Source organism: Sporosarcina sp. GTC18466 (assembly GCF_055389225.1).
This window is the reverse complement of sequence record NZ_AP044037.1, coordinates 28,786-55,571: the sequence shown is the minus strand read 5'-3', so window position 1 is coordinate 55,571 and position 26,786 is coordinate 28,786. Positions and strand designations below refer to the sequence as shown.

Annotated in this window: 23 protein-coding genes and 1 pseudogene; 10 read left to right on the top strand and 14 right to left on the bottom strand. The window is 48.1% G+C overall.

Translation table 11 applies throughout. The features are described from left to right. Positions 1-82: 82 nt before the first annotated feature. The 5 genes from lpdA to ACZ5FK_RS00225 all read right to left on the bottom strand — a co-directional run bounded on the left by lpdA (position 83) and on the right by ACZ5FK_RS00225 (position 5,874). Positions 83-1,495: a dihydrolipoyl dehydrogenase gene (gene lpdA / locus ACZ5FK_RS00245; RefSeq protein WP_464805925.1), complete on the bottom strand. Its 1,413-nt coding sequence runs from the start codon at positions 1,493-1,495 to the stop codon at positions 83-85. A gap of 4 nt (positions 1,496-1,499) precedes the next feature. Continuing rightward, complete coding sequence (locus ACZ5FK_RS00240; protein ID WP_464805924.1) at positions 1,500-2,843, bottom strand: dihydrolipoamide acetyltransferase family protein; 1,344 nt, start codon at positions 2,841-2,843, stop codon at positions 1,500-1,502. Positions 2,844-2,882: 39 nt separating this feature from the next. Continuing rightward, on the bottom strand, positions 2,883-3,860 hold the full coding sequence (locus tag ACZ5FK_RS00235) for an alpha-ketoacid dehydrogenase subunit beta (RefSeq protein WP_464805923.1): 978 nt from the start codon (positions 3,858-3,860) through the stop codon (positions 2,883-2,885). Between the two features lie 3 nt (positions 3,861-3,863). After that, a complete protein-coding gene (gene pdhA, locus ACZ5FK_RS00230; RefSeq protein WP_464805922.1) occupies positions 3,864-4,979 on the bottom strand; it encodes a pyruvate dehydrogenase (acetyl-transferring) E1 component subunit alpha in 1,116 nt (371 codons plus the stop codon). Between the two features lie 259 nt (positions 4,980-5,238). Next, complete coding sequence (locus ACZ5FK_RS00225) at positions 5,239-5,874, bottom strand: YkyA family protein (RefSeq protein ID WP_464805921.1); 636 nt, start codon at positions 5,872-5,874, stop codon at positions 5,239-5,241. Positions 5,875-6,087: 213 nt separating this feature from the next. Here ACZ5FK_RS00225 and def point away from each other — a divergent pair, with 213 nt between their 5' ends. The 3 genes from def to rnjA all read left to right on the top strand — a co-directional run bounded on the left by def (position 6,088) and on the right by rnjA (position 8,910). Continuing rightward, the gene (def, locus tag ACZ5FK_RS00220) at positions 6,088-6,642 is read left to right on the top strand and encodes a peptide deformylase (protein ID WP_464805920.1); all 555 of its coding nucleotides are present in this window, start codon (positions 6,088-6,090) and stop codon (positions 6,640-6,642) included. A gap of 388 nt (positions 6,643-7,030) precedes the next feature. Next, positions 7,031-7,240, top strand: a complete 210-nt coding sequence (locus ACZ5FK_RS00215; protein ID WP_464805919.1) for a DNA-dependent RNA polymerase subunit epsilon — start codon at positions 7,031-7,033, stop codon at positions 7,238-7,240. Between the two features lie 5 nt (positions 7,241-7,245). Next, complete coding sequence (gene rnjA, locus ACZ5FK_RS00210; RefSeq protein ID WP_464805918.1) at positions 7,246-8,910, top strand: ribonuclease J1; 1,665 nt, start codon at positions 7,246-7,248, stop codon at positions 8,908-8,910. A gap of 144 nt (positions 8,911-9,054) precedes the next feature. On the opposite strand, the pseudogene ACZ5FK_RS00205 reads toward rnjA, so the two are convergent. The 4 genes and pseudogenes from ACZ5FK_RS00205 to ahpA form a co-directional block, all read right to left on the bottom strand. Then, positions 9,055-9,307, bottom strand: a pseudogene (locus tag ACZ5FK_RS00205) (IS5/IS1182 family transposase); the annotation flags it as partial. 281 nt (positions 9,308-9,588) lie between these two features. After that, entirely contained in the window at positions 9,589-10,248 is a 660-nt protein-coding gene (locus ACZ5FK_RS00200) for a potassium channel family protein (RefSeq protein WP_464805917.1), read from the bottom strand. Positions 10,249-10,384: 136 nt separating this feature from the next. Further along, the gene (locus tag ACZ5FK_RS00195) at positions 10,385-10,837 is read right to left on the bottom strand and encodes a redoxin domain-containing protein (protein ID WP_464805916.1); all 453 of its coding nucleotides are present in this window, start codon (positions 10,835-10,837) and stop codon (positions 10,385-10,387) included. A 78-nt stretch (positions 10,838-10,915) separates the two neighbouring features. Then, a complete protein-coding gene (ahpA, locus tag ACZ5FK_RS00190) occupies positions 10,916-11,458 on the bottom strand; it encodes a biofilm-specific peroxidase AhpA (RefSeq protein ID WP_464805915.1) in 543 nt (180 codons plus the stop codon). A 214-nt stretch (positions 11,459-11,672) separates the two neighbouring features. Here ahpA and ACZ5FK_RS00185 point away from each other — a divergent pair, with 214 nt between their 5' ends. The 7 genes from ACZ5FK_RS00185 (at position 11,673) to ACZ5FK_RS00155 (ending at position 18,929) form a co-directional block, all read left to right on the top strand. Continuing rightward, positions 11,673-13,124 (top strand): hypothetical protein, encoded by a 1,452-nt coding sequence (locus ACZ5FK_RS00185; protein ID WP_464805914.1) that lies wholly within the window; start codon positions 11,673-11,675, stop codon positions 13,122-13,124. Between the two features lie 152 nt (positions 13,125-13,276). Then, positions 13,277-13,819 (top strand): helix-turn-helix domain-containing protein, encoded by a 543-nt coding sequence (locus ACZ5FK_RS00180; protein ID WP_464805913.1) that lies wholly within the window; start codon positions 13,277-13,279, stop codon positions 13,817-13,819. 15 nt (positions 13,820-13,834) lie between these two features. Further along, complete coding sequence (locus ACZ5FK_RS00175) at positions 13,835-14,938, top strand: ABC transporter ATP-binding protein (RefSeq protein WP_464805912.1); 1,104 nt, start codon at positions 13,835-13,837, stop codon at positions 14,936-14,938. After that, a complete protein-coding gene (locus ACZ5FK_RS00170) occupies positions 14,935-15,759 on the top strand; it encodes an ABC transporter permease (protein WP_464805911.1) in 825 nt (274 codons plus the stop codon). The genes ACZ5FK_RS00175 and ACZ5FK_RS00170 overlap by 4 nt, the downstream gene beginning before the upstream one ends. A 1-nt stretch (position 15,760) precedes the next feature. Continuing rightward, the gene (locus ACZ5FK_RS00165; protein ID WP_464805910.1) at positions 15,761-16,543 is read left to right on the top strand and encodes an ABC transporter permease; all 783 of its coding nucleotides are present in this window, start codon (positions 15,761-15,763) and stop codon (positions 16,541-16,543) included. Next, positions 16,540-17,613: an ABC transporter substrate-binding protein gene (locus tag ACZ5FK_RS00160; RefSeq protein ID WP_464805909.1), complete on the top strand. Its 1,074-nt coding sequence runs from the start codon at positions 16,540-16,542 to the stop codon at positions 17,611-17,613. The genes ACZ5FK_RS00165 and ACZ5FK_RS00160 overlap by 4 nt, the downstream gene beginning before the upstream one ends. Before the next feature lie 125 nt (positions 17,614-17,738). Further along, positions 17,739-18,929, top strand: a complete 1,191-nt coding sequence (locus ACZ5FK_RS00155) for an MFS transporter (protein WP_464805908.1) — start codon at positions 17,739-17,741, stop codon at positions 18,927-18,929. 53 nt (positions 18,930-18,982) lie between these two features. Here the strand turns inward: ACZ5FK_RS00155 and ACZ5FK_RS00150 are convergent, their stop codons facing one another. Genes ACZ5FK_RS00150 through ACZ5FK_RS00130 form a run of 5 tightly spaced genes read right to left on the bottom strand, consistent with a single transcriptional unit; the run spans position 18,983 to position 26,777 of the window. After that, complete coding sequence (locus ACZ5FK_RS00150) at positions 18,983-21,592, bottom strand: VWA domain-containing protein (RefSeq protein WP_464805907.1); 2,610 nt, start codon at positions 21,590-21,592, stop codon at positions 18,983-18,985. Beyond that, positions 21,576-23,330: a vWA domain-containing protein gene (locus tag ACZ5FK_RS00145; protein WP_464805906.1), complete on the bottom strand. Its 1,755-nt coding sequence runs from the start codon at positions 23,328-23,330 to the stop codon at positions 21,576-21,578. Before ACZ5FK_RS00145 ends, ACZ5FK_RS00150 begins: the two co-directional genes overlap by 17 nt. A 14-nt stretch (positions 23,331-23,344) precedes the next feature. Then, positions 23,345-24,214, bottom strand: a complete 870-nt coding sequence (locus ACZ5FK_RS00140; protein ID WP_464805905.1) for a DUF58 domain-containing protein — start codon at positions 24,212-24,214, stop codon at positions 23,345-23,347. Continuing rightward, positions 24,214-25,206 carry an AAA family ATPase gene (locus ACZ5FK_RS00135; RefSeq protein WP_464805904.1) on the bottom strand — a complete coding sequence of 331 codons (993 nt, stop codon included), beginning with the start codon at positions 25,204-25,206 and terminating at the stop codon, positions 24,214-24,216. The genes ACZ5FK_RS00140 and ACZ5FK_RS00135 overlap by 1 nt, the downstream gene beginning before the upstream one ends. Before the next feature lie 20 nt (positions 25,207-25,226). After that, on the bottom strand, positions 25,227-26,777 hold the full coding sequence (locus ACZ5FK_RS00130) for a hypothetical protein (RefSeq protein ID WP_464805903.1): 1,551 nt from the start codon (positions 26,775-26,777) through the stop codon (positions 25,227-25,229). Positions 26,778-26,786 lie beyond the last annotated feature (9 nt).

The following is a 26,786-nucleotide window of genomic DNA, read 5'->3' as shown; positions in this document are numbered from 1 at the left end:
AACACTGCGCACCATACCTCATTACCCGCTGTGCCTGCTAAAAAAACGCCCAAGGAAAATAACATCCCCGGGCGTTCAATTTTTACTTCGTGATCATATGAATTGGTTTGCCAAGTGCAACTTCAGAAGCTTCCATTGCAATTTCACCAAGCGTTGGATGCGCGTGGATCGTCATCGCGATGTCCTCCAGCGTCATGCCGGCTTCAATCGCTAGTCCCAGCTCTGCGATCATATCAGAAGCGTTTGCTCCGACAATCTGCGCACCGAGTACAAGACCATCCTCTTTGCGTGCAACGACTTTGACGAATCCGTCTGTTTCATTGAGGGAAAGAGCACGTCCATTCGCTGCGAATGGGAACTTGCCTGTGATGACTTCATACCCTTCCTCTTTCGCTTGCTGTTCGTTCAAACCGACAGTCGCAAGCTCAGGATCAGTGAAGCATACAGCAGGAATTGCCAAGTAGTCAACTTCGGATTTCTCACCGGCGATCGCTTCAGCGGCAACTTTCGCTTCATAGGAAGCCTTGTGTGCAAGCTGCGGGCCTGAAACGATATCACCGATCGCGTAGATGTTCGGAATGCTCGTACGGCATTGCTTATCAACTTTGATCAAGCCGCGATCCAAGAACTCCATGCCCATCTCTTCTAGGCCGATTTCAACTGTATTTGGACGGCGTCCCACAGTGACGAGGACGTAATCAGCTTCGACTTTATGCTCTTCGCCTTTCGCCTCGTATGTGACAGTCACGCCTGTTTCTGTCTCTTCGACACCTTTAGCGGAAGCTTTTACAATCACTTCAACGCCTTTTTTCTTCAAGCCTTTTTTAACGATCTGTGTCATCTGCTTTTCAAAGCCAGCTAAAATATCGTCTGCACCTTCGATAATGGTAACCTCAGAGCCCATGTTAGCGTAAGCAGAGCCTAGCTCAGTTCCGATATAACCGCCGCCGATGACAACAAGTTTACCCGGAAGTTCATCAAGATTTAAAGCACCTGTCGAATTCAAGACACGTTTCGAAAACTTGAACGATGGAATTTCCACCGGCTGAGAGCCGGTTGCAATGATTGCGTTTTTAAATTTGTACGTCTGTGCTGATTTCTCGTTCATTACACGTGCAGTGTTCGCATCTGTGAAGTATGCTTCGCCGCTGACGATGTCCACTTTATTGCCCTTTAAAAGACCCTCGACGCCGCCTGTCAATTTCTTGACTACACTGTCCTTGAAAGCTTGCGCCTTCGAAAAATCAAGCTTGACGTCAGAAGCTGTGATTCCCATGTCATCCGAACCTTTTGCATGCTCGAAGCGATGTCCGACCGAAATCAACGCTTTCGACGGGATGCAGCCTACGTTCAGGCATACGCCGCCGAGATTGTCTTTCTCGACAATCGTGACTTTTTGGCCTAGTTGTGCCGCGCGGATTGCTGCGACATATCCTCCGGGACCTGACCCTACGACGAGTGTGTCCACTTCAATTGGAAAATCTCCTACTACCATTTGCCTACGCCTCCATTAATAAAAGTTCTGGATTCCCGAGCAATTTCTTAATATGATTCAAAGCTTGCTGTCCTGTAGCTCCATCAATGACCCGGTGATCGAATACCAATGATAATGCTAACATAGGTGCAGCCACAATTTCACCATTTTTCACTACCGGTTTTTCAGAGATCCGGCCGATTCCAAGGATGGCGACTTCCGGATGGTTGATGATCGGCGTGAACCATTGTCCGCCTGCAGATCCAATATTAGTGATCGAGCAAGAAGCGCCTTTCATCTCTGCAGGAGCCAATTTTCCGTTCCTAGCTTTGTCAGCCAGCTCATTGATCTCTTTCGAAATCGCAAACACCGATTTGCGGTCTGCGTTCTTCACGACCGGAACGAGCAACCCGCGATCCGTGTCAGCGGCGATTCCGATGTTGTAATAGTGCTTCTGGATGATTTCTTCTTTTTCATCATCAAGGGACGTATTCAACTCAGGGAATTCACGCAATGTGGAAACGAGCGCTTTGACGACATACGGCAAATATGTGAGTTTGATATCTTTCTCTGCTGCAATCGTCTTGAATTTCTTGCGGTGAGCAACAAGCTCGGTCACATCGACTTCATCAAGCAATGTGACGTGCGGCGCAGTATGCTTCGAGTTGACCATCGCTTTGGCAATCGCCTTGCGGATTCCCGACATTTTTTCACGAGTCTCAGGGAAGTCCCCTTCGAGCTGTACTGGTGCCTTGGATTCTGACTCATGTCCTTGATCAGCTGTTTCCTGCTGGACAGTTTCTTCCTGTGCTGTTTCTGCTGTTTGTCCGCCGCTGGCGAATGCGTCGATATCCTCTCTCAAGACACGGCCGTTCTTGCCTGTCCCGTTCACTTGCCGGATATCAATTTCTTTTTCGCGTGCATATTTACGGACCGACGGCATCGCAATCACCCGTTTATCCGATGTACCGTCCGTTTCTCCGCCCGCGATGACTACGCCTTCTTTTGTATCCGGCGCCTGTGGAGCTTCTTTCTTCTCGATCTCCTGTCCACGCTCGGCAGTCGACTGTACATCCGCTTCCGTTTCCGCTTTTCCAGCGGACTCTTCCGCACCATGCTCATTTTCATGTCCCGGCGCGTCAATTCTGATCAGGGCGTCACCGACAACGGCTACAGTCCCTTCCTTCACGAGTATCTCTTCAACTGTCCCTGTAACTGGAGATGGGATTTCTACGACCGCCTTGTCGTTTTGGACTTCAAGAAGTGTATCATCTTCGTTGATGGTGTCGCCTTTTGCGACAAACCACTTGACGATTTCCCCTTCATGGATACCCTCTCCGATATCGGGCAAACGGAATTCAAATGCCACGTGAGTCACCCTTTCATATATTCAGAGCAAAGGCTCCGATTAGAATGTAAGAACTTTTTTCGCTGTTTCAATTATATCTTTTGCACCAGGAAGCCAAGTGTTTTCGCCTTGTGCGAATGGGTAGATCGTATCTGGCGCTGTTACACGCAACACAGGAGCTTCCAGGCTCAAGATTGCACGTTCAGTAATTTCCGATACGACATTCGCCGCGATTCCGGCTTGCTTTTGCGCTTCTTGCACAACAATTGCACGGTTTGTCTTTTCGACAGAACCGATGATTGTCTCGATATCAAGAGGCTGTACAGTCCGAAGGTCGACAACCTCGACGGAATAACCTTCTTTCTCAAGCTCTTCCGCCGCTTTCAGGCTTTCATGCACCATAGCGCCGTATGTGATGATCGACAAGTCTTTCCCTTCACGCTTCACTTCCGCCTTGCCAAGTGGAATCGTGTACTCCTCTTCCGGTACTTCTTGCCGGAACGAACGATACAATTTCATATGTTCAAGGAAGATGACCGGATTCTCATCGCGGATTGCCGAAATGAGCAGCCCTTTCGCATCGTATGGAGTCGAAGGGATGACTACTGTCAATCCAGGCTGGGATGCAACAAGGCCTTCAAGGCTGTCCGCATGCATCTCAGGTGTCGCTACGCCGCCTCCGAACGGTGAACGGATTGTCACAGGAGCATTGAATTTGCCCCCTGTGCGGAATGATTGGCGCGCAAGCTGGCCGGATACCGAATCGATCACTTCAAACAGGAATCCGAAAAACTGGATTTCCATGACCGGACGGAATCCTGTAAGTGTCAATCCGATAGCAAGTCCGCCGATACCGGACTCGGCAAGCGGTGTATCGAAAACCCGATCCTCGCCGAATTCCTTCTGCAAACCTTCTGTAGCACGGAATACACCGCCGTTAACGCCGACGTCTTCACCAAAGACGAGGACGTTTTCATCATTTTTAAGCTCCGTGCGCATCGCATCGGTAATCGCTTGAATCATCGTCATTTGTGCCATCGGTCACTTCGACTCCTTCGCTGTATAGATATCAAGTTGTTCTTGAACGTTATATGGCATGTCGCCTTTGTACATGATTTTAAGGAAATCGGTCACTTTTTGCTTCGGAGCCGCGTCCGCTTTTTTGATTGCGTCCTTGATTTCCTCTTTGGCACGCTCAATCACTTCGTTTTCCTTTTCTTCGTTCCAAATGCCTTTGCTTTCCATGTATTTACGCATACGGATCAGCGGATCGCGCTTCTCCCACTCGTTGTCCGTCTCGGATGTGCGGTAGCGTGTAGGGTCGTCACCAGCCATTGTATGCGGGCCATAACGGTAGCACATCGACTCAATCAAAGTCGGGCCTTCCCCGTTGATCGCGCGTTCACGTGCATCGTGTGTCGCCTTATAAACCGCAAGCGCGTCCATGCCGTCGACAAGAATGCTAGGAATTCCAGCAGCTACACCTTTTTGGGCAAGTGTCTTTGCTGCAGTCTGTAGCTCACGCGGTGTCGAGATGGCATATTGGTTGTTCTGCACAACAAAAATCGCCGGCACTTTATAAGCTCCTGCAAAGTTAAGTCCTTCATAGAAATCCCCTTGCGACGTACCGCCGTCGCCTGTATACGTCATGGCAACCGCTTTCTTGCCGCGCTTCTGATAGCCAAGCGCGACACCTGCCGCCTGGATATACTGGGCGCCGATAATGATTTGAGGCATGAAGATATTCAATCCATCAGGAATGATGCTTCCTTCAAAATGGCCGCGTGACCATAGAAACGCCATATGTAATGGTAGGCCATGGAAAACGATTTGCGGCACATCCCGGTATCCAGGAAGGATAAAGTCTTCTTTTTCAAGAGCGAAATGCGATGCCAGCTGGGATGCTTCCTGCCCTGCTGTCGGTGCGTAGAAACCGAGGCGTCCTTGACGGTTCAATGAAATCGAACGCTGATCCAATATTCTTGTATAGACCATGCGTGACATCAATTCCACAAGTTGCTCATCTGTAAGGTTCGGATTCGCTTCCTCGTTTACGATTTCGCCTTCTTCGTTCAAGATTTGGAACATCTCAAACTTCTCTTCGATGGAGTGAAGCGTTTCCACTGGATCGAACTGCTTATCTTTTTTGGCAGCCATGTCGGCAACTCTCCTTTGTAACTGTATTATGTTGATCACTGCTTATGATTGATACAATTATCATTCTTATTCAGTATACTGAACAGGTGCCGGGCGGTCAATCATTGAAGCACAAACACTTCCCGGCTTGCCACTCTAAATAAATTACTTTGAAATAATAATCTGTATTACTACAATACGCAATGTGTATTATAATAGTTTTTCATTCATAACAACAAAAAGCGGCGGGACAATGATGTCCTGCCACTTTCCTTTTCCTTTAATCTTCCGTTTTCAAACTCGAAAATAATTCATCCTTCACCGAATTCACTTTCTCGGTAGAGGAATTAAATTCCTCAACGGCCTTTTTAACGGCTGCATTCTGCTCATTGATACTGTCTACTTTCTCTTTCAAGGTATTGATCTCTGCTTTTTCATCCAGCAGAAGATTATAGAAGTCTTTTTGCATATCTGTCAGCTTTGTATATTCTGATGTGAATTCATCATGCGCTTTGAACCTGTCATCCAGTGCGCTGTGAAGCTTATCGATCTCACTTTTTTCCGTCTCGTCTGCCTTGTCTCCGGCCTTTTCAAGATCACTTGCCGCCTCTTTAGAAGATTTCATGGACTCTTTCTCTTTCTCCAGCAGTTCCATTCGTTCATCCGCTGATGCGTTTAACTGTTCCACATTTTTCTTCAACTGATCTTTGTCCTCTTTTGTCAGATCCATCGTCTCTTCAAATAGATTCTGCTCCTTTTCTTCTAATCCGGATAATTTTTCCTGATTATCACGGTACCCCTGCTCCTGTTCATTCATCTTGGAAACGGCGTCGGAGACTTGCTTCTCGACCGACCCTCCGAAACTGCAGGCGGTTAATAACACACCCGCCAGCAAGATGGGCAGCACCTTTTTCACTTGACATCCCTCCGCTACAATTATGTATTTTGTCCGCTCTATCTTTCCCCTCGCAGATATGTAGGTAAACTATATCGTCTGCAATGCGGAATTTCAAGCGCGCCAAATTCTTTCACCTAAAAAGGGATTCGTTTATACTATAGTGGAAATGACGTTTACCCCGCACCTAGAAGCAGCTTGATGAGAAACGTTGAGTGAAAGGGAGATAGTACAATGATCGTTATGAATGATATTATCCGGGAAGGACATCCGGCGCTGCGTGAAGTTGCAAAGGAAGTTGCCCTGCCTCTGTCAAAAGAAGATCGCAAACTGGCAGACGAGCTGATGGAATACCTCGTCAACAGCCAAGACCCTGAAATGGCTGAAAAGTATGGTCTAAGGGGAGGAATCGGACTCGCCGCCCCGCAAGTGAACAAATCGAAGCGGATTTTCGCTCTTCATATTCAGGAAGATGGAAACACGACGAGCTTCGTTGCCATCAACCCTAAAATCGTCAGTCATTCTGTCGAGATGACATATCTTACAAGCGGTGAAGGCTGTTTATCAGTCGATCGGGACGTTGAAGGCTATGTTCCGAGGTATTCACGAATCACTGTCAAGGCGTTCGACCGTGACGGCAAGGAGTTCAAAAAGAGATTGAAAGGACTTGCTGCCATCGCGTTCCAGCATGAGCTGGACCATTTAAACGGCGTTATGTTCTATGATCATATCGACGAGTCTGCCCCGTTTAAGGAAATACCTGGCGCCATCCCTTTTGAGAGAAATTAAACTTGACAGAAAATTTAATATGAGGTATAATCACTTTAAGGAGTGATATGCCCATGTACAAGCGCCTAAAACGCAAATTGCTGAAACGGCTCAATGGCATATTCGGAAAAAAGACAATTGCATAACTATCCTTCAGGGTTCCCATAGATCCCTATAAGGGCCCTGAAGGTTTTACTTTGTGCAGGCAGAGCGGCATCCGATCTTTGCCTGCGCTTCTTTTGTACGCGGCTTACAGCGTTCCAAGGAAAGGCCGGGCAAAAGCCAGGAGCGAATAGTACAAGTAAACATCAGCTCTCCATTACTTGGTGGGCTTTTCTTTATTTTACGCAAATGACGTGATAATATAGGGAGAATGAAATTGAATTGAACGTAAAGGAGAGGTACCTGTATGATTTATAAAGTATTTTATCAAGAACAGATGGATCAGGTTCCCGTACGAGAGAACACAAAGAGCTTGTACATCGAAGCTGATTCAGAGCGTGAGGTCCGCACGAAGCTGAAGGATCGGAAGTATAACATCGAGTTTATCCAAGCGCTGGAAGGACAGCACTTGGAATACGAACAAGCTTCCCCTCATTTCGAGATTGAGCAGGTCTGATACGGATGAAGCAGATAAAGAATAATGAGACGGCTGTTTTCGCTCTCGGCGGACTTGGCGAAATCGGCAAAAACACATATTGCGTACAATTCCAGGATGAGATCATCCTGATTGACGCCGGCATCAAATTCCCGGAAGACGATCTTCTCGGCATCGATTATGTAATCCCTGATTATACGTTTTTAGAGCGCAATGCGGACAAAGTGAAAGGCCTTTTTGTCACTCACGGACACGAAGACCATATCGGCGGTATCCCCTATTTGCTGCGAAAGCTGAACATTCCTGTTTATGGCGGCAAATTGGCACTTGGCCTGCTGCGCAATAAACTCGATGAACACGGTCTGCTCAGATCGACAAAGTTGATCGAGATCGAGGAAGATGATGTCATCAAATTCAGGAAGACATCCGTGTCCTTCTTTAGGACAACCCATAGTATTCCAGACGCATTCGGTGTGGTCGTCAAAACACCTTGCGGCAATATCGTCCATACAGGAGACTTTAAATTCGATTTCACTCCTGTCGGAGAGCCTGCAAACCTCGCTAAAATGGCCAAAATCGGCAGCGAAGGCGTCCTATGCCTTCTTTCCGACAGCACTAATGCCGAAGTGCCAAACTTTACGATGTCGGAACGGAAAGTCGGCGAGAGCTTGAACGAGATTTTCCGTAAAGTGGATGGCCGCATTATATTCGCGACGTTCGCATCTAACATCCACCGGCTTCAGCAAGTGATCGAAGCTGCCCAATTGCACGGAAGGAAGGTCGCTGTATTCGGCCGAAGCATGGACAACGCCATCACAATCGGCCGTGAGCTCGGTTACATTGACGCACCAAAAGAGCTCTTTGTCGATACACAGACGCTTAACAGGCTGCCTGCAAGCGATGTGATGATCCTTTGTACGGGAAGCCAAGGAGAACCAATGGCAGCTCTATCAAGGATTGCAAACGGTACGCACCGCCAAGTGTCCATCCAGCCTGGCGATACGGTCATCTTCTCTTCTTCGCCAATACCAGGCAACACACTTAGTGTGAATAAGACGATCAATGCCCTGTTCCGCGCAGGAGCGGAAGTCATCCATGGCGCGCTTAACAATATCCATACTTCCGGCCATGGTTCGCAAGAAGAACAGAAGCTGATGCTGCGTCTCATCAAGCCTAAATTCTTCATGCCCATCCACGGTGAATATAGAATGCTCAAGATGCATACGGAACTTGCGGTAGATTGCGATGTGCCGCGTGAAAATACATTTATCATGAGCAACGGTGATGTCCTCGCACTCACAGAAAACAGTGCCCGGCTTGCCGGCAAGGTCCCTTCAGGTGACGTATACATCGACGGAAGCGGCATAGGTGATATCGGAAATGTCGTCTTGCGTGATCGGAAAATCCTGTCCGAGGATGGGCTTGTCATTGTCGTTGCGACAGTCGATAAGAAAAAGAACCGGATTGTATCCGGTCCTGATATCATTTCTAGAGGATTTGTATATATGCGCGAGTCAGGTTCCATGATCAGCGAAGCGCAATACATCCTGTCCAAGGAATTGCAAAGACGAGTTGGCAAAGACGCCGAAACGAATGCACTGAAAAGTGATATCATTGAAATCCTGTCCCCTTACCTATATGACAAGACAAAGCGGCGGCCAATGGTGTTGCCAGTCGTCATGGAAGTTTGACAGTCTTTTATTTTTTAAACAAAAATAGGCGGAGAATTGCTGAGAGCACTGAAAACCTTACGATTTCAAATAAACTTCTCCTCAGAAACAAAAAAGAGGCGATGTCTGTTCGATTTTGAACAGACATCGCCTCTTTTCTTCCTCTTATCCTTGCTCTTTCTCCGGTGAGAGCTTCAGGATCCGTTTCAGTTTGACTGCGAATATCGTGGTCGCTGCCTGAATGTCATGCCGAATAGACCCGCGGATTTGCACGTATGAAACCCATGGGCATGTTTCAGTGCACTATTTTTCGCTCAATCTTATGTCGATCCCGCGCAAGTTTCTTAAAGTGTTCTGTCTCCTGGAAGGCAGCCTGTTCCATGTGCTCCATCGACTTGATGGATACCGAATAGGTTTTGACATACCACCTCTGTTTTCTTACCATAAAGTATACAGGAATTGTTTAGTGGATTGTAGTGGAAGGCGGCGACTCCAGCGGGAACAGCACGAGCCGAAGACCCTGGACGGAGCGCAGCGGAGGAAGCGGCTGAGGCCGTGCCCGCGGAACGCGTCCGCCTGGAACGGAAATCCACGGCGCCAAACGGAAAAGCTCGGCAGGAAATGATAAATCATTTCCTGCCGAGCTAAAAAACAACTTGGGTACTTTTTCAGTGCCCTCGAATTGCTTCCGCCTGTTTTTTAATGCAATGCTTTCTTCTCAAACCGATGGATGTCCACATCTGAACCTATGACAATCAGGATATCATTCAGCTGGATTTCTTCGATTGCCGCAGGAGACACAAGAATCTGTGATTCCCGCTTGATCGCCACGATGTTCACTCCGTACTTCGCCCTGATATCTAGATCGATCAGCGTGAAACCAGCCAATTTATCATTCGCTTGAATTTCAACGATAGAATATTCCTCAGACAGCTCCAAATAATCCAAGATATTGTTAGAAACCATATTGTTCGCAATCCGTTTCCCCATATCCCTCTCCGGATGGACAACTTGATCTGCACCGATTTTCCGCAGCACTTTCTCATGGTAATCATTTTGCGCTTTGACAGTGATCCGTCTCACGCCAATTTCTTTCAGGATGAGCGTTGTCAGAATGCTTGCCTGGATATTCTCTCCGATGGCAACTACCACGTGTTCAAAATTTCGGATGCCCAGCGATCTGAGCGCCGATTCATCTGTCGTATCAGCAGCGACCGCCTGTGTGGCGATTTGAGCGAACTCATCCACCTTTTCCTGTGATATATCAATGGCCATCACGTCTGCTTCGAGTTCGACAAGTTCATTGACAATGCTTCCTCCGAAGCGGCCGAGACCGATCACTACAAATTCCTTTTTCATGCTGTCCCGCTCCTGTCCTGAGTTAAAGATGAAATCAGTGTATCATAACTTGACATGTCCCTCAATCGGTCTTGCAGGCAGAAAGAAGCCCGGATTGCCGACAGTATGGCTATCCGGGCATTTTGACTGCCGTTATTTATTGTTTTTTCATTTCATCCAAGACACGGTTCACACGCTTCTCAAGCATCTTCATACCGCTGCCGCCAGCTTGGAAATGCCGGAGCTGTCCATCTTTATCGAATACGTAATAAGCTGGAACGTATTGGTTTTCAAATGCATCATTCAGCTTCAATTCGCTGTCGACAAAGATTGGCTGTGTAATGTCGTGTTCAGCCGCCACTGATTTGATCTTTTCAAGATCGACATCATCTTCAGAGCGAGGCATGTGCACTGCAATCACATTCAATTCGTCTTTATATTGGTCGCGGAAGTTGTTTACATCCGGCATCGCTTCCTTGCAAAGGTGGCAGCTGACAGACCAGAAATGGATCAATGTCGGTTTTTCTCCTACAAGCTCCTCTTTCGTCACTTCGCCGTTCAACCATTCTGTTGCTCCTGCCAACTCAGGCATTTGTTCGCGTAATTTCATAATTACATCTCCTTCGGTTTGAAAAGATCCCCACTGCCTATCATATGCGTGGGGACCTCTGCTGGATTGCTGATTCGCTTATAGTGTTTCTTGGCCTGGACGCCAGTTCGCAGGGCATAGACCGCCTGTTTGTAGCGCTTGAAGCACACGCAGTGTCTCATCCACGTCACGGCCAATATTGTTATGGAATACTGTCTGGTACTGCATTTCGCCTTCTGGATTGATGATGAATAGGCCGCGAAGCGCGATTCCTTCTTCTTCGATCAACACGCCATACTCTTTCGATACGGCATGATTTGTATCTGCAGCAAGCGGATACTTCAATTCGCCAAGACCATTCTCTTTGCGGTCTGTGTTGATCCATGCAAGATGCGTATGGATTGTATCAGTTGATACGCCGATCACTTCAGCGTCAAGGTCTTCAAACTCGTCATAGCGGTCTGACATCGCTGTGATTTCAGTCGGGCAAACAAATGTGAAATCCATTGGGTAGAAAAATAGGACTGTCCATTTGTCGTTTTTCATGTTTTCTTCCAGGCTTACTTTCCCGAAAGATTTGTCTGCAAGTACTGCTTCCATTGTAAATCGTGGTGCTTGTTTACCAACCATGCGTTCAGCCATCTCTAAATCCCTCCAATAATTCTTTGCCAAGGGTCAACCCCCTTGTACAATGCTTCTCAAGGATACCAAAACACTAGGCTCTTTTCAATTGTAATGTATCGAATGTAAGAATTATTATTGGAAATATGTCGGATTTTCGGCTAAGCCGGATGTTTAGCCCCTTCACGATGATGGGAACAATAAAGGAGAGCACTATTGGGATGGGAGGGCTTATATGGATCGCATCGTATCACCACAACAACTTCATATCAACCGGTCTTTCATGTCCTTTTTCCTTCCCTTCAGTTTTGACGCCCGCAAGAAACCAAGCATCGTCACAACACTTAAAGAGCATGGCTATCACTATTTCCAGCTGGACGAAGCAGAACGATGGAAAGGCATCTACGGCGATAATGTACATGTTCAGGGAAAAGAGCTGGAGCAATACTTTTATCGATATATCGAACACAAACTTTTCCCCAGGACTCTTGATGACCGAGGCTTCCATCGTTTCTCGATTGGCCTTGGGTCTCCGTTCATATTCTCAATTCGAAATGAGAAGCGCAGGTTCATTGCGAGAAGCATCGACGTTATTCTCGGTCCGTTCGGAATCGGCTTTATTACTATCCGCATAGAAACGGCGGAAAAAGGCGCGGACCTTGCTGATATCCTAGAATTCATGCAGCATTTTCGTTCAATTGATAAAAAGCTGGATGAGACGAGAGGATCTCATATTATTGCAGAGAGCGGCGATGAATTATCCATCTATGACTTTCTAATTGGCTTCATATGCCCTTTTCTGCAATCCTATATGATCACAGAGGAGAAGCTTGAAGGTTACTTTGGCGCCCTGCCATACTTTGATGATGAACGTATGTATGCATCCGCTTTTTTGTTTGCCGAAGAAGGAAGCGCCATAACCGAAGAACAGCTTTTTCGCATGGGTCATCTGAATGGTCGGAATGCGGCTGGAGAAGTTTTTGTTTCCAGTCACAATCCACAATATATCCGAAAATCCCTGGCTGAGACCCTGCATGATCGATGGGCTCCCGATACATACACAGTTGTGACCGATCATGCTTATGTGAATGTGACGACCTTGCCTGAGGAAGAAATGGCAAATGAGCTGACCCAGTATATGGGCACCCATTACTATAACTTCCTGCTCCATTACTTCTACAGGATCATGCTATTACGGGTGTCGTTCGAGTACTCCGAAATCGAATGGAAGAAGGATGAGCAGTTCGTCAAGTCACTCATTAAACTGATCACCTTGTTCTCTTCATGGTATTATTACCGTGAAATCAGCACCCGGTCCGAAGGCAAGGAATTCTCAGAGCTCTTTTACCGGGCATTCAATATCCAGGCATTATACGCCGAAGTCAACCAGACACTCGGGGAGCTGTACAAAAATCAGGAGAACAGCGCACAGGGCAGGTCCAATATGCTTCTATTCATCCTCACTGTCTTTACAGTCATTTCAGGAATCTATGGAATGAACCTTGTCATCGAGGATTGGGACGATCCCCTGGGCTGGAGGAAATTCACATCCTATAATTTCTTCGAGTGGATTTCCCTGATTACAGCAGTAAGCGGCATCAGTCTTTCCACTTACCTCGTCGTCTCGCTCTTTTTAAAATGGATGTTGCGAAGAAGACGGGATCGCAAATCAGAGCTATACATGTGACTGGCCGGAAAATCCCTCATTTAGGGAATCCGGCTCTTTTGATTTTATCTTGATTTCCAAATGGTTTTTTGTATAATGAAGTAGGCTTAAAAGTAAACTTGAAGTTAAGTAAAAATAAACTCACTGTTCGTAACTTCGAGGGAGGGATCACTTTGCGGATTGGCGGGAAAATCAAAAAGCTTCGCCTGAAAAAAGGACTTACCCAGGAAGAGCTTGGCGAAAGGACGGATTTGACAAAAGGGTATATTTCGCAGCTGGAACGCGATTTGAATTCACCTTCGATAGAAACCCTCTTCTCCCTTCTGGAAGTGCTCGGAACGACGCCAAAAGAGTTTTTTGACGAACCGAAAAAAGCGGCTGATATCGTATTTTCCCCTTCTGACCAGACGACATATACAGATGATGAACACCATTACAGCATCAGATGGCTCGTTCCCCGTTCCAATGAAAATGAGATGGAACCTGTATATATCACACTTAAACAAAATGGTGAGTTTAAGCAATTCGAACCTTCTCACGCCGAAACATTCATATATGTACTATCCGGCAAGATTGAGGTTGAGCTTGGAAAACGAAGATATTATGCCGAGAAAGGCGATTCTATCTATTATGACGCTTTTGACCGCCATCGGGTTTTAAATGCTGACGATGGACCAAGCGAACTGCTTCTGGTAGCGACACAATCATATTTATAAAGGGAGGTTTGCTCTATGTCTATAGAAGAGCCGATTATTCGTTTTGAGAATGTGGCAAAACGTTATGGCGCAGATACGGTAGTTTTAAAAGAAGTCTCATTTGAAATGGAACGCGGCAAATTTTACACATTGCTCGGTCCATCGGGATGTGGAAAGACGACGATCCTTCGGCTGATTGCCGGTTTTATTGAACCGAGTGAGGGGTCGATCTACTTCAACGGGAAAAAGATCAATGATGTTCCTGCAAATGAACGTCAGGTGAATACGGTATTCCAAGATTACGCCTTATTCCCCCATTTAAACGTATATGAAAACATTGCGTTCGGTCTGCGCATTAAAAAAGTTAAAAAAGCGGACATTGACATACGCGTCAAGGAAGCGCTCAAATTCGTCAACTTGGAGGGGTATGAGAACCGTGAAATCACCGAGATGTCAGGCGGTCAGAGACAGCGGGTCGCAATTGCAAGAGCCATTGTCAATGATCCCGAAGTAATTTTGCTGGACGAACCGCTGTCTGCCCTCGACTTGAAACTGCGTTCAGAAATGCAGTACGAGCTGCGTGAACTTCAGCAGCGGCTCGGCAAGACATTTGTCTTTGTCACGCACGATCAGGAAGAGGCATTAGCGATGTCGGATGAGATTTTCGTAATGAATGCAGGGTCCATCCAGCAGTCTGGAAGCCCGATTGATATTTATGATGAGCCGATCAACCGGTTTGTCGCCGATTTCATCGGCGAATCGAATATAGTGTCCGGGCGGATGATCGAGGATTACCTCGTCGAATTCACTGGAAAGCGTTTTGTCTGTGCTGACGCCGGGCTGACTCCTAACGAAAGGGTTGATATCGTCATTCGTCCTGAAGACCTCGAGATCACTTCGGTCGATAAAGGAAAACTGGCCGTGAGGGTCGATACCCAGCTTTTCCGCGGGGTCCATTATGAACTTTCGACATATGATACCGATGGCAATGAATGGCTTGTCCACTCGACGAAAAGAGCGGAAGTCGGCTCATCCATCGGCCTGGATTTCAACCCGGAAGACATCCACGTTATGCGTTTGAACGAAAGTGAAGAAGACTATGATGCACGGCTTGAAGCATATGGAGCATCCGATCAATGAGGCAGAGACGTACCGGGTGGCTCTATCTGTCCCCATACATATTGTGGATTCTCCTGTTTGTCGTTGCGCCGATTGTCCTTGTCCTCTATTATTCGTTCTTTGACATCACCGGAAACTTTACGCTCGGGAATTATAAGAATTTCTTTACATCCACCTACTTGAAACTGACGGTGAGCTCCTTCTGGTATGCATTCCTGATCACCTTGTTCTCACTGCTCATTTCGTATCCAACAGCCTATTTGCTGACAAAGACAAAGCATAGCCAGCTCTGGCTGCTGCTGATCATCATTCCGTCATGGATCAACCTGCTGCTGAAAACATACGCATTTATAGGTCTAATGGGATTATACGGACCGCTCAATGCCTTTCTCGAAGTGATCGGTATCGGCAAGCAGCAGATCCTTTTCACTGATTTCAGCTTCGTATTCGTATCAGTATATATTTTCATCCCGTTTATGATTTTGCCGATTTTCAATTCGCTTGATAAATTGAATCCTGCCCTGATCGATGCATCGAGAGACCTCGGTGCGAACTCCTGGACAACTTTCCGGAGAGTCATCTGGCCTCTGACACTAAGCGGCGTGAAATCTGGTGTCCAAGTCGTTTTCATACCAGCGCTGTCGCTCTTTATGATCACCAGACTGATTGCAGGAAACAAAGTCATCACGCTCGGAACAGCGATCGAGCAGCAATTCCTCGTGACGCAGAACTGGGGAATGGGTTCGACGATTGCAGTGTTTCTTATCGTCGCCATGTTCGCCATCATGCTATTGACCGGCGGTTCGGAGAAAGGGGCTGTTTCAAATCGAAAAGACAAATAATTTGCAGAAGCTGTACCTGGCCCTTGTTTTCATCATCCTTTACGCGCCGATCTTCTATCTGATCTTTTACTCATTCAACTCAGGAGGCGGCATGTCGCACTTCGAGTCTTTTACACTGGAGCATTATGCAGAAGTGTTTGAGGATAAACGGCTGATCATCATTGTTTTAAACACGGTCATCATCGCACTTCTTTCAGCGCTTATCTCTACGATGATCGGGGTTCTAGGAGCCATTTCGATCCATTTCATGAGAAACCGGGCGATGCGCGGCGCGGTATTGTCCCTGAACAATATCCTGATTGTCAGCCCGGACGTCATAATCGGCGCTTCTTTCCTCATCCTATTTACGATGATCGGGGTGAGACTAGGGTTCGCATCCGTCCTGATCTCCCATATCGCATTCAGCATTCCAATTGTAGTCATCATGGTCTTGCCGAAATTGCAGGAGATGAGCTCTTCATTGATTGACGCAGCGCTTGACCTCGGAGCGACGAAGCGGGATATCATGACACGCGTTATCCTCCCTTTCATCAGACCGGGAATTTTTGCCGGATTCTTTCTTGCGCTGACGTATTCACTCGATGATTTTGCCGTTACGTTCTTTGTGACAGGCAATGGATTCTCCACCTTGTCTGTTGAAATATACTCGATGGCCAGAACAGGCATCAGTCTTACGATCAATGCCTTATCAGGGCTCATCTTTGTAGTTACGGTGGTGCTCGTAGTTGGTTATTATGCAATCAGCAACAGGACGAAGACACCGATTACGGGGGTGAGAAAATGAAGGGACTAGTCCAGGTAGCACTGCTCATTCTGGTCGTTTCCGGAATCCTTTTCTTTGCGGTTGATCAGCTTGATGAGAGCAGCGGAAAGACAGGCAAGGACATACTGACCATCTACAACTGGGGCCAGTATATCGATTCAAGCCTATTGAAGGAATTTGAAAAGCGGACAGGCATTAAAGTCGTATACGAAACGTTTGATTCCAATGAAGCGATGATGGGGAAAATTGAACAAGGCGGAACTTCCTACGATATTACAATGCCATCTGAATATATGGTGGAAATGATGGCAGAAAAGAATCTTCTTCTGCCGATCGACTATAGCCAGATTCCGAACATCAAGCATATCGATCCGTACTTCATGGACCTGCCGTTTGATCCTGGCAACCGATATTCCATCCCGTATTTCTGGGGGACGGTCGGCATTGCCTATAATCCAGACTTGCTGGAAGGCCAGACGTTTGAAAGCTGGGATAACCTATGGGACCCCTCTCTGAAGCAGCGGGTGATTCTCGTAGACAGCGCACGGGAAACGATCGGCATGGCGCTCAATTCCCTTCATTATTCGTTGAATACGACGAACTTCGATGAGCTGCAAGAAGCGACAGCAAAGCTGAAGAAGTTAAGCCCGAATGTCAAAGCGGTCATTGGCGATGAAGTGACCCAGCTTATGGTGAACAATGAAGCCGCCGTCTCTCTCACTTGGTCTGGACAAGCAGCCGACATGATGAGTGAAAATGAATCCATCGATTATATTATTCCAGAAGAAGGATCAAATCTCTGGTTCGATAATATCGTTATACCTAAAACGGCGAAAAACATCGAAGGCGCCCATAAATTCATCAACTTCATGCTTGATCCCGAGATTGCTGCGAGAAATGCCGATTATGTCGGCTATTCGACGCCGAATCTGACGGCTCTTAGCCTGATGGACGAGGAAGTTGTCCAAGATGAGCGATTTTACCCCGATGAGGAAACACGAAGCCATCTGGAGGTATATAAGAACCTTGGATTAAAAATGCTCGGCGTCTACAATGAACTTTTCCTGGAATTCAAGATGGACATGAAATAAGAAGACCGGCACCCTTTCTGGGCGCCGGTCTCTTTATTACATAAGATTTCGCCTTCTATGATAGACTGGCAAGTGAACGGGGTATTCCTATAGAAACGATATAGATCAGCCACAGGAGGTCATCCATGACAGGAAAATCAAAAGCGGCCCTCGCCATCCTGATGTTCAATATGTTCATTGCAATGTCAGGTATCGGACTCATCATCCCGATCATGCCAAAATATCTGGGTACATTTGGGGCAGCCGGCCTGGTGCTAGGCTTTCTTATCGCTGTCTTCTCTTTCGCTCAATTCATCTTTTCTCCGCTCGCCGGCAGCTTGTCGGACAAGCATGGGCGGAAGCGCATCATCATTTTTGGGCTGATCCTGAATGGAGCTGCACAAATCGCATTCGGGTTATCGACAGAGGTCTGGATGCTATTTGTGGCCCGGTTCTTCTCAGGTTTCGGTTCCGCTTTCATCGTACCTCCGCTGATGGCTTTTGTCGCGGACATCACGACATATGAAGAGCGCGGAAAAGGCATGGGACTGCTTGGCGCATCCATGTCGCTCGGTTTTATGATCGGGCCGGGCATTGGCGGATTCCTCTCCAAAGTCAGTTTGGAGTTCCCATTCTTTACAGCCGGCGGTGCTGCGATATTTGCTGCACTCCTCTCCATCTTCATCTTGCCAAACCCCGTGACGGCTATCGATGAAAATAAGGGTAAAAGCGAGAATATCATCGGCCAGCTGATCAGGTCTGTCAAGATGCCTTATTTTGTCATCTTACTTGTCATGTTCGTCTTCTCATTTGGCCTTGCCAATTACCAGTCGACCATTTCTTTGTATGTTGACCATAAATACGGCTATACACCGGTTCAGATTGCAATATTGATAACGGTCGGCGGATTCATTGGCGTAATAATCCAGACATTTGTCATTAATCGGCTATTCAAGCGATTCGGCGAGATGAATGTCATTCTTGTCAATTTGGTCATCGCGGCAGTTTCCATGATTTCCATCTTGCTGGTCAACACGTTCATGACCATCCTGCTCGTTGCGGCTGTCTTCTCTGTTGCGACTTCGCTGCTTCGCCCCGCCGTCAATACGCTCGTTTCAAAACTGGCAGGAGACCAGCAAGGGTATGCGGCAGGCATGATGAATGCCTATATGAGTCTCGGCAATATGGTAGGCCCTGCTCTGGCGGGGACTGTCTTTGATGTAAATATCACGTTCCCATATTTCCTCGGCACATTCATTTTGCTGCTCTGTTTCTTCATCGCCATGTACTGGACGAGGAGAAACAAGGAGCTGCTTGATCAAACAAGGACGACATAATAACAAGGCTGGATCCCTCTAAGGGGCCAGCCTTGTTTTTGTCATTTATCATGTCATCTTCTTTTCTTCGCTGCTTTTAACAATTCCGACATGGCATCCTGCTGCAATGGTTCCTGCTCAGTTGCGGCCGGTTTGTCTTTCTTTGCGGACGGTTTGATGCGCAGCAGTCCGAATCGGCGCAAAGCGATGTCGAGGAAGAACAGTACCATTGCGAAAAGTACAAGCCATTCACCTACCGGCAATCGTTCACCGCTTTTGAAAGGGTGCGGCCTGAATACTTCAGCTGGATTGTCCAGCAATGCGATGCCTCCTGTATCTTCTGCAATCGCCGCAAGGAGCTTCGTATCCGGTTCGGCCGGTTTGTACTCATCACTGTAAGGAACCGAGACCCCCGCCTCGAACAGGCCCCCTTTTCCATCCGTCACGCCAAAAAATACAAGACCTGCATCTGCGTCAAGCGTGACACGTGTCTTGCCCGGAGCGAGGGGTTCCGAAGTGAATGGCACTTCCTTCCCCTCCTCATCTACAATAGCGATATCAAGGAAAGCCGATTTCCGCGAGCTGTCCGCGACGATGTAGGAGCTTTCCCGCTCATGTGTGATCACATATGGGACTTCCTCGTAAGCCGGAAGGAGCTCGGTCACCGCCCTATTCCAGAAAGCGGGATACTCATCCCACCTGGCAAGGTCGCCTGACCATTTACCTGCAGAATCACCGGTGAATGCAATTGTTTTGCCGAGCCCATAGCTCCACTCAGCAATGATGGGATCTTCCTTAGGGCTTTCCGCAACAATTGTCGCAGTACTTTTCGGTGTCGTCGCGATATAGGCATTCATCTCCGGCACGCCTTCCGAGAAAAGCGATGTCCATTCAGGCACATTGCGCAAAGCCATGTAAAATGGGTCGTCCTCGATATAGGTGCGTGTCAGCATCGATGTTTCCCTTGTCAGGATGGCAGGCACTGTCGATTCGTCAATGACATTATAGAAACGTCCTCCTCCGGTTTCAGCCATTTCCTCAAGCAAGGCGGAGTCCGCATCCGAACCGATAGCTACGGTAGACAGCGTTACATTCTGTTTCTTCCCCTCTTCAATCACTTCTTCATAATCTGGCGGCATCGATGATTGGCCATCTGTCATAAGAATGATATGTTTGCGTTGCAGCTTGAGATCCCCAAGATCCTCATATGCCTTTGCGACGGAAGGGAAAATATCCGTTCCTCCTCCGACCGGGATGGACAGGATCTGGTCAATCACATCCTTCTTATCGCCCAGCGGTCCCACAGGGATCAGCTCCCACAACTTATCGTCAAATGCAGTGAAACCGAATGTATCCTCTTCCCGGAGCAGATCGACTGATCGGGCAGCGGCTTCGCGTGCCAGCACGATCTTTGATCCCATCATGCTTCCCGACCGGTCAAGGGAGATGACAAGCCCAAGTGACGGCAGCTGTTCTTTGCCTTTCACTTCCATCTCTACCGGCAGAATCCGTTCAATCGGCGATTTGAAATAACCTCCCAGCCCGAAACTGTCTTCACCTCCGACCATCATGAAGCCGACGCCGAAATTTTTGACTGCCTGTTCGATGACTCCCATTTTCTCTTCGCCGACCAGATGACCAGGAACGTTATCAAAAATGATCGCCCCGTATCCGAGATAGCCGGACAATGATCCAGGAAGCTGGCTGGCGGTAAGTGTATCTACTTCAATCGCACTTCTGTCCAGCAAGTCCGGTATGACAGAACCATTTTTTTCGGAACCGACGACCAATACTCTTGGTGACCGTTCAAGCATGGTGACGGATAGCATGCGGTTGTTCTCAAGGAATCCATCATCCGGCACAAGCAGTTTCGCTTCATACTTAAGCAGCCCCTCCCCTTCCGCTTTTGCTTTGAAGGAGAAAGAATTATTGCCCTCTCGGAGTTCAACAGGCTCACTCACAAACTGCTCATCGTTCCTCGAAATGAGAATCGTCCCGTTTGTGTCTGTAGTGGAATGAACCTCCAGCCGAATGAGCTGCTGCTCGCCTTCGAAAGCAGTTTTCGGTGTTTCGAACAAAGTGATGGAAGCATCTTTCATATTCGGGCGTTCGAGTGCGACCGTATCAATCTGTACACGGCCGTCCTTTCCGCTGTATTTCGGGATGATCTGCTTGATAGAACCGGTTGTCTCCTGCCCATCGGATAAAAGCACAATCCGTGTCGCTACGCCAGGTTTTGCAACCGCCGCAGCTAAATCCACCGCTTTCCCTATATCCGTTGCATCATTCTCCTGAATCGGTTCGATCAGCGGCATGGATACTTCTGAATCCGTCAATTGCACGTCGGTCCTGAATTCCTTGCCAAATGAATAGATGCCGACCGATTGATCCGCTTTGCGACTTTTTAAACTTTCCGTAATCCACTGATCCGCCTGCTGGGCGGCTGCCTCAATAGATATGGAACGATCGACGACAAACAGGATCTGTTCTTCCTTCTCATGCATCCTGACATAAGGGGACGTCATGGAAAAGATGATAGCTGCAATGGTTATGCATCGGAGAAGGAACAGGATGGTCTCCGGTTCTTTCAGTCTCCTTTTTGTCTTCCACCATGAATAGGCCATATACATGGCAGCCGGAATGAATAGAAGAAGCCATACTGGATGATCAATTCGCAAATCCACGACGCTGTTGCACCTCCCATTCGATCAAAAGAAGAAACAGTACCGGAAGAAGAAACCATGCGCCAACCGGTTTCCTGCCTGTTTCGGTCCCATTCATGCCGGCCGATGCTCCGATCCGGAATGATTCCCCCGGCTTCAGCTCTTTTTCTTCCGCTTCAAGCTGCACAGCCAGCAGCATCTCTTCATTGCCTGAACGCACCTTATAGACTCCCGGTGCTGAAGGTGCTACAAAGTCTGCGCCGCTTTCAAAAGTCCCGGTATATTCATCATTCAATGTGAAAAGTTCCAATTCACCATTGCCGGCAAGTATCGCTTTTCGTTCGTTCGGCGTGAAAACGCCTGCAATCTGCGATCCGCTGCGCAGTGATTCAGCTGCACTCCACATGAACAGGGGGAAAGACGGATGCAACGGCCAATCAGTCATGCTCGGATCCAAAAGGATTATAATGTCGCCTCTCTCCGTCCGTTGTATAAATGGAGCATCTCCGGCAGAAGCAATGGTTTCAGCTCCTTCAATCGGCGGATACAGCGAGCTGATGTAAATGTCGTCTAGCGAGAAAAAGGTAAACAGCGGATTTGGTAAACTTGAGACCGTTCCTTCAATAGGCTTCGCTTTTACATCATTTCTGCCAAACAAGATGACTGGTCTCTTTCCGGTCTGCAAAAAGGACGGGTCATTCGTCACGACAATAGAGGAATCGGCGGCAGCCTTCAATACCTCTGCTCCGCCTGAAGTGGTATCCATGCCAACCGCAAGGAAAGCTTTATGGATCAAATCATGCAGGCTGCTGTCGATGACTGCCTCGGACGTTTCACTCCCAAGCAATACTACCTCTTTATTATCAGCCGCATAGTCATCTTCCACTTGAATAGATGCAGTCAATCCTGTCGATTCTTCCAACGAATCGAAAGAAAGCAGGGTCTCTTCGCTGCCTTTGATGGTAAATGTCTTTTCTGCAAGGACATGGCCCGCGAGATTTTTGATAGACGCTGTCCCTGCCATTTCTCGATCGGATGCATTAATGATTTTCAAAATGGCTTCTGTTCCTTGAGGTGTCCGTATTGCCCCGAACTTATCAAGGGAAACATTCGTGAATTCGGCGTCGGCATTATGTACTTGATACACGGCTTTTTCTCCGCCTTCTGAAAAAGCGGAACGGTCCAGGCCATCCGTGAAGATATGGACTTCTGACTGTTCATTCCCGAGAAGGGAACGCACCAATTCGAGCGAACGTTCCATCCAGCTTTTCTCATAGGAAACGTCTACATCACGAATCGCCTGTCTGATCGCTTCCGGATTGTTTTCTTTTCGTAAAGCCAGAACCGGCTCCTTGCCTGTCGTAATGATTGTCACTGCGCTGCCTTTACTTTCTTCAAATAGTGAAAGCATGTGTTCTTTATGCCTCTCAAGCAGCGGAACCCCGCCGCTTTCAGCAAGCATGGTCGCTGATGTGTCCACGACAAACAGAAGATCGTGCTCTGTAAGCCGATCCTCACGGATAAACGGCCCCAGCATGACAAACATGAGCAGGAGCAAGGCCGCCATCTGCAAATAGAACAGCGCATTTCGCTGAAGCCGCTTCAAATAAGGGGATACTTTCGTCTCTCGCATCGACTCCTCCCAGAACAGAGTGGAAGAGATAGTACGCGGTTCATATTTCTTTCGGAAAAAGTAAAAAAGAAGGACGGCGACAGGGAAAATAGCCGTCCAGCTGTTAATCAGATTCATGAAGCCCATTCACGCCGCCCCTCTCATTTGACCCAGCCGGCCAATCTCATCCGTTTCGAGATCGTATCCAGCACGCCATCTGTTACCCGTGCCCGCATAAGCCATATTCCGTATTTCCTGCTAAGCGATTGCAATAAAGCATCATGCGCCGCCTTGCTATTTGCATAATCCTCTCTAACCCGATTCGTCATGGACACTTCCACGCTGCCGCCCGTCTCGATATCGATCAGGCGGAGATCACCGGCATATAGGGGATCTGTCTCCTCAGCGCCTTCTACGACGATCACCCGGATATCCTTGCAAACACCCGGAAGACGCCTGAACAGATGCTCCCATTTTTCAGCTTTCTCAAGACCATCCGTAATGATGAACAGGACGGTGACCGCTTTCGGGATCAATTGAAATGCACGATCTGTAAAGTCGGTTTTCGAGGAAGGTTTCCCAATACCGGCTATGTATGCGGTGAATGCTGCACGATGCAGGGTCCCTTTTCTTCTGATAAAATGATCAGCCTCTTCCCCTCGGGAAGAGAAGGATACCGTATCTCCGCTCTTCAGCGCCACCAGTCCGAGACCGATTGCAAGTTGCCTCGCAAAATCCCATTTGCCGTCCGGTTCCATCGATTTGGTGCCATCCAGCAATATATGAATGCGCATTTCCTGTTCATCCAGGAACTGTTTGATAAAGGGCTTCTCAGTCCGAGCGAACACATTCCAGTCGATATGACGAAGATCATCACCCGGATGGTACTCCCTGAAATCCGAAAAATCGAGAGACATGCCCGTTTTCAATGAGCGATGTGTCCCTTTATGATGGCCTAGCCTGCGGGAACGGGTGACTATCGACAATGGACCAAGACGGCCCGCAAGCCGTTGAGGAAAAAGATTTTCCATTATACGGAGGCCCCTTGCTTCGTCTCTGCCAGAAGGCGGTCAATCAGTCCGTCCACATCGATCCCTTCCGCCTCGCCTTCGTAGTTCACCTGGATCCGGTGCCTTAATGCAGGTTTCGCAACGGTTTTAATATCAGCCAAGGAAACATGGAACCTGCCATTCATGAGCGCGCGTGCCTTCGCAAGACGGATAATGGACTGCAGTCCGCGTGGTCCGCTGCCATATTCAACGTACTTGGCCCATTCCTCTCCGGCCCCTTCCGTGAAATAAGTGGAGGCGACCAGATTCACTGCATATTCCAGTATTTCATCGGCGATGACAATCTGTTTGGCCATTTGTTGAGCAGCGACGATTTCTTCACCATCCATCACCCTCCGGACATGCATGTCAGAAGTTCCCGTAGTCCTGATGATGATCTCCTTCAATTCCTGACGAGATGGATACGGAAGTGTTATCTTGCAAAGGAACCGGTCCATCTGCGCTTCCGGAAGAGGATAAGTCCCTTCCATTTCAATCGGGTTCTGGGTCGCCAGGACAAAAAACGGCTGCGCCATATGCCGGGTCTCTCCTAGAACAGTCACCGTCTTTTCTCCCATCGCTTCAAGCAGAGCACTTTGTGTCTTAGGCGTGGCACGGTTGATTTCATCGGCTAGAACCATTTGGCTGAAAATCGGCCCTTCCCTAAAAACAAATCGCTGCCTGCCGTCTTCAGTCCGCTCAAGGATGCTGGTGCCGGTAATATCCGCTGGCATCAGATCGGGTGTGAATTGAATCCGGGAGAACGACAGGTCCAGCACGTCTGAAATCGTCCGGATCAGCATCGTTTTACCGAGACCGGGCAGCCCTTCCAATAGAGCATGGCCGCCCGCCAATATGGAATACAGCGTAAAATCGACCGCCTCCTGCTGGCCAACGATGAAAGATGCAATTTCCGTTTTCACCTCACCGAGCTTATTACTCATCTTTTCAAATTGATCTGGCGTAAATGCCATGTCACCACTCCTATTCCTACTTATTCGATGGATGAAAAGTAATCGGAAAGAATCCGTTTAAGATCAGGGGACAGTTTCATTTTTTCGGAACTGTCCAAGTAGGATTCCTTATACTTGCCAACTACGTCCTGATATGGCCGAATTGTCCCTTTCCGGGTTCCGTTCGATACTTCTTTCTCTTCCAAGAATTCGCCTTCTCCCATTTCTCCTTTCACGATAGAAGGATCTCCCGCTTGGCCAAGCCTGTCAGCCGGGATTGCCAATAGATCGCGTCCCCCTTGCCCGCTCCCTGCTCCTGTTCCAGAACCTTGTCCTTGGCCTTGGCCCTGACCCTGGCCTTGGCCTTGGCCTTGCCCCTGACCTTGGCCTTGCCCCTGACCTTGGCCTTGCCCCTGACCTTGGCCTTGTTGTCCTTGTCCTTGACCTTGACCTTGACCTTGACCTTGACCTTGACCTTGACCTTGGCCTTGTCCTTGGCCTTGCCCCAGACCTTGGCCTTGGCCTTGTTGTCCTTGACTTTGCCCTTGGCCTTGACTTTGTCCTTGACCTTGGTTCTGACTCTGACCCTGGCTTTGTCCTGAATCCTGTCCGTCACTCTGGCTTTGGTTTTCCCCTTGCCCTTTGTTCTCACCGCTGCTCTCACCAGGCTCTCCTGTTCCATTGCCGCTTGAAGTGCCCGGGTTGTCAGCAGTGGATGAAGGGGCTTGCGCCAGGGTAGGCAAGGATGGAGTTTTGCCGATTGCATTCAGTTTGCTCTGAGCGTCCCCTGCTGTCCTCGCCAGTTTATCGGCGGCTTCCTTCATTTTTTGCAGTTCATGGAGCTGCTCTTCTGTCAGATTGCCTGTTTTGTTCTTCCCTTCTCCAGCACCTTCTTCCGCCAGCCGCTGCTCTTTCAATTTCAGCTCTTTCTGTTTTTTGATCACTTCCCGGAGTGCCTGCTCCGAGGTTGTTGCCTTCTCCAACTTTTTTGCCAGTTCCGCAAGCTCTTTCTTCAATTCAGGAGAACTTTCTTTTGTATCGATCTCCCGGATTTCTTTCTTCAAGTTTTCGACAATCCCTTTTTCCGCAACTATTGCATTCGCTTCCTGCTGAGCACTAGACGGAAAATACACTAGCAGGACAAGCAAAACGAGACTGGCAGCTGAAAAAGCGATCATCTTACTGTTAATATATCGTTTCTGCCGTTTTCGGAACCTAGCTGACGCGGACCCCAGCTGATTCTCTGCCTGGCCTGAAATCAACTTTCCTGCGAATGAACCGTTCACTTCATTATCCAATGATGTGATAAGCAGATTATGAGGAAAGTAACTGTCCAAAATCCAGACCGCTTCCTCCCGCTTCACTAACTTGAAAATGATTATGATTATATAGATTGCGCCTGCAATACAAGCCACAGCGCCTGCGATCATTCCGTAATTAGGAAGTATGAACAATCTGGAAGCGATCAGAACAAGGGAAGCGGCCAGCAGAGACAGGAAAATCATTGTCTGCAGCATGTAAACCGCTTTTTCAATGCGCAATGCACGCAGCCCTATTCGTACGAAGCGTTCTATTGAGGTCTTACTCTCCATGCCGCCTCC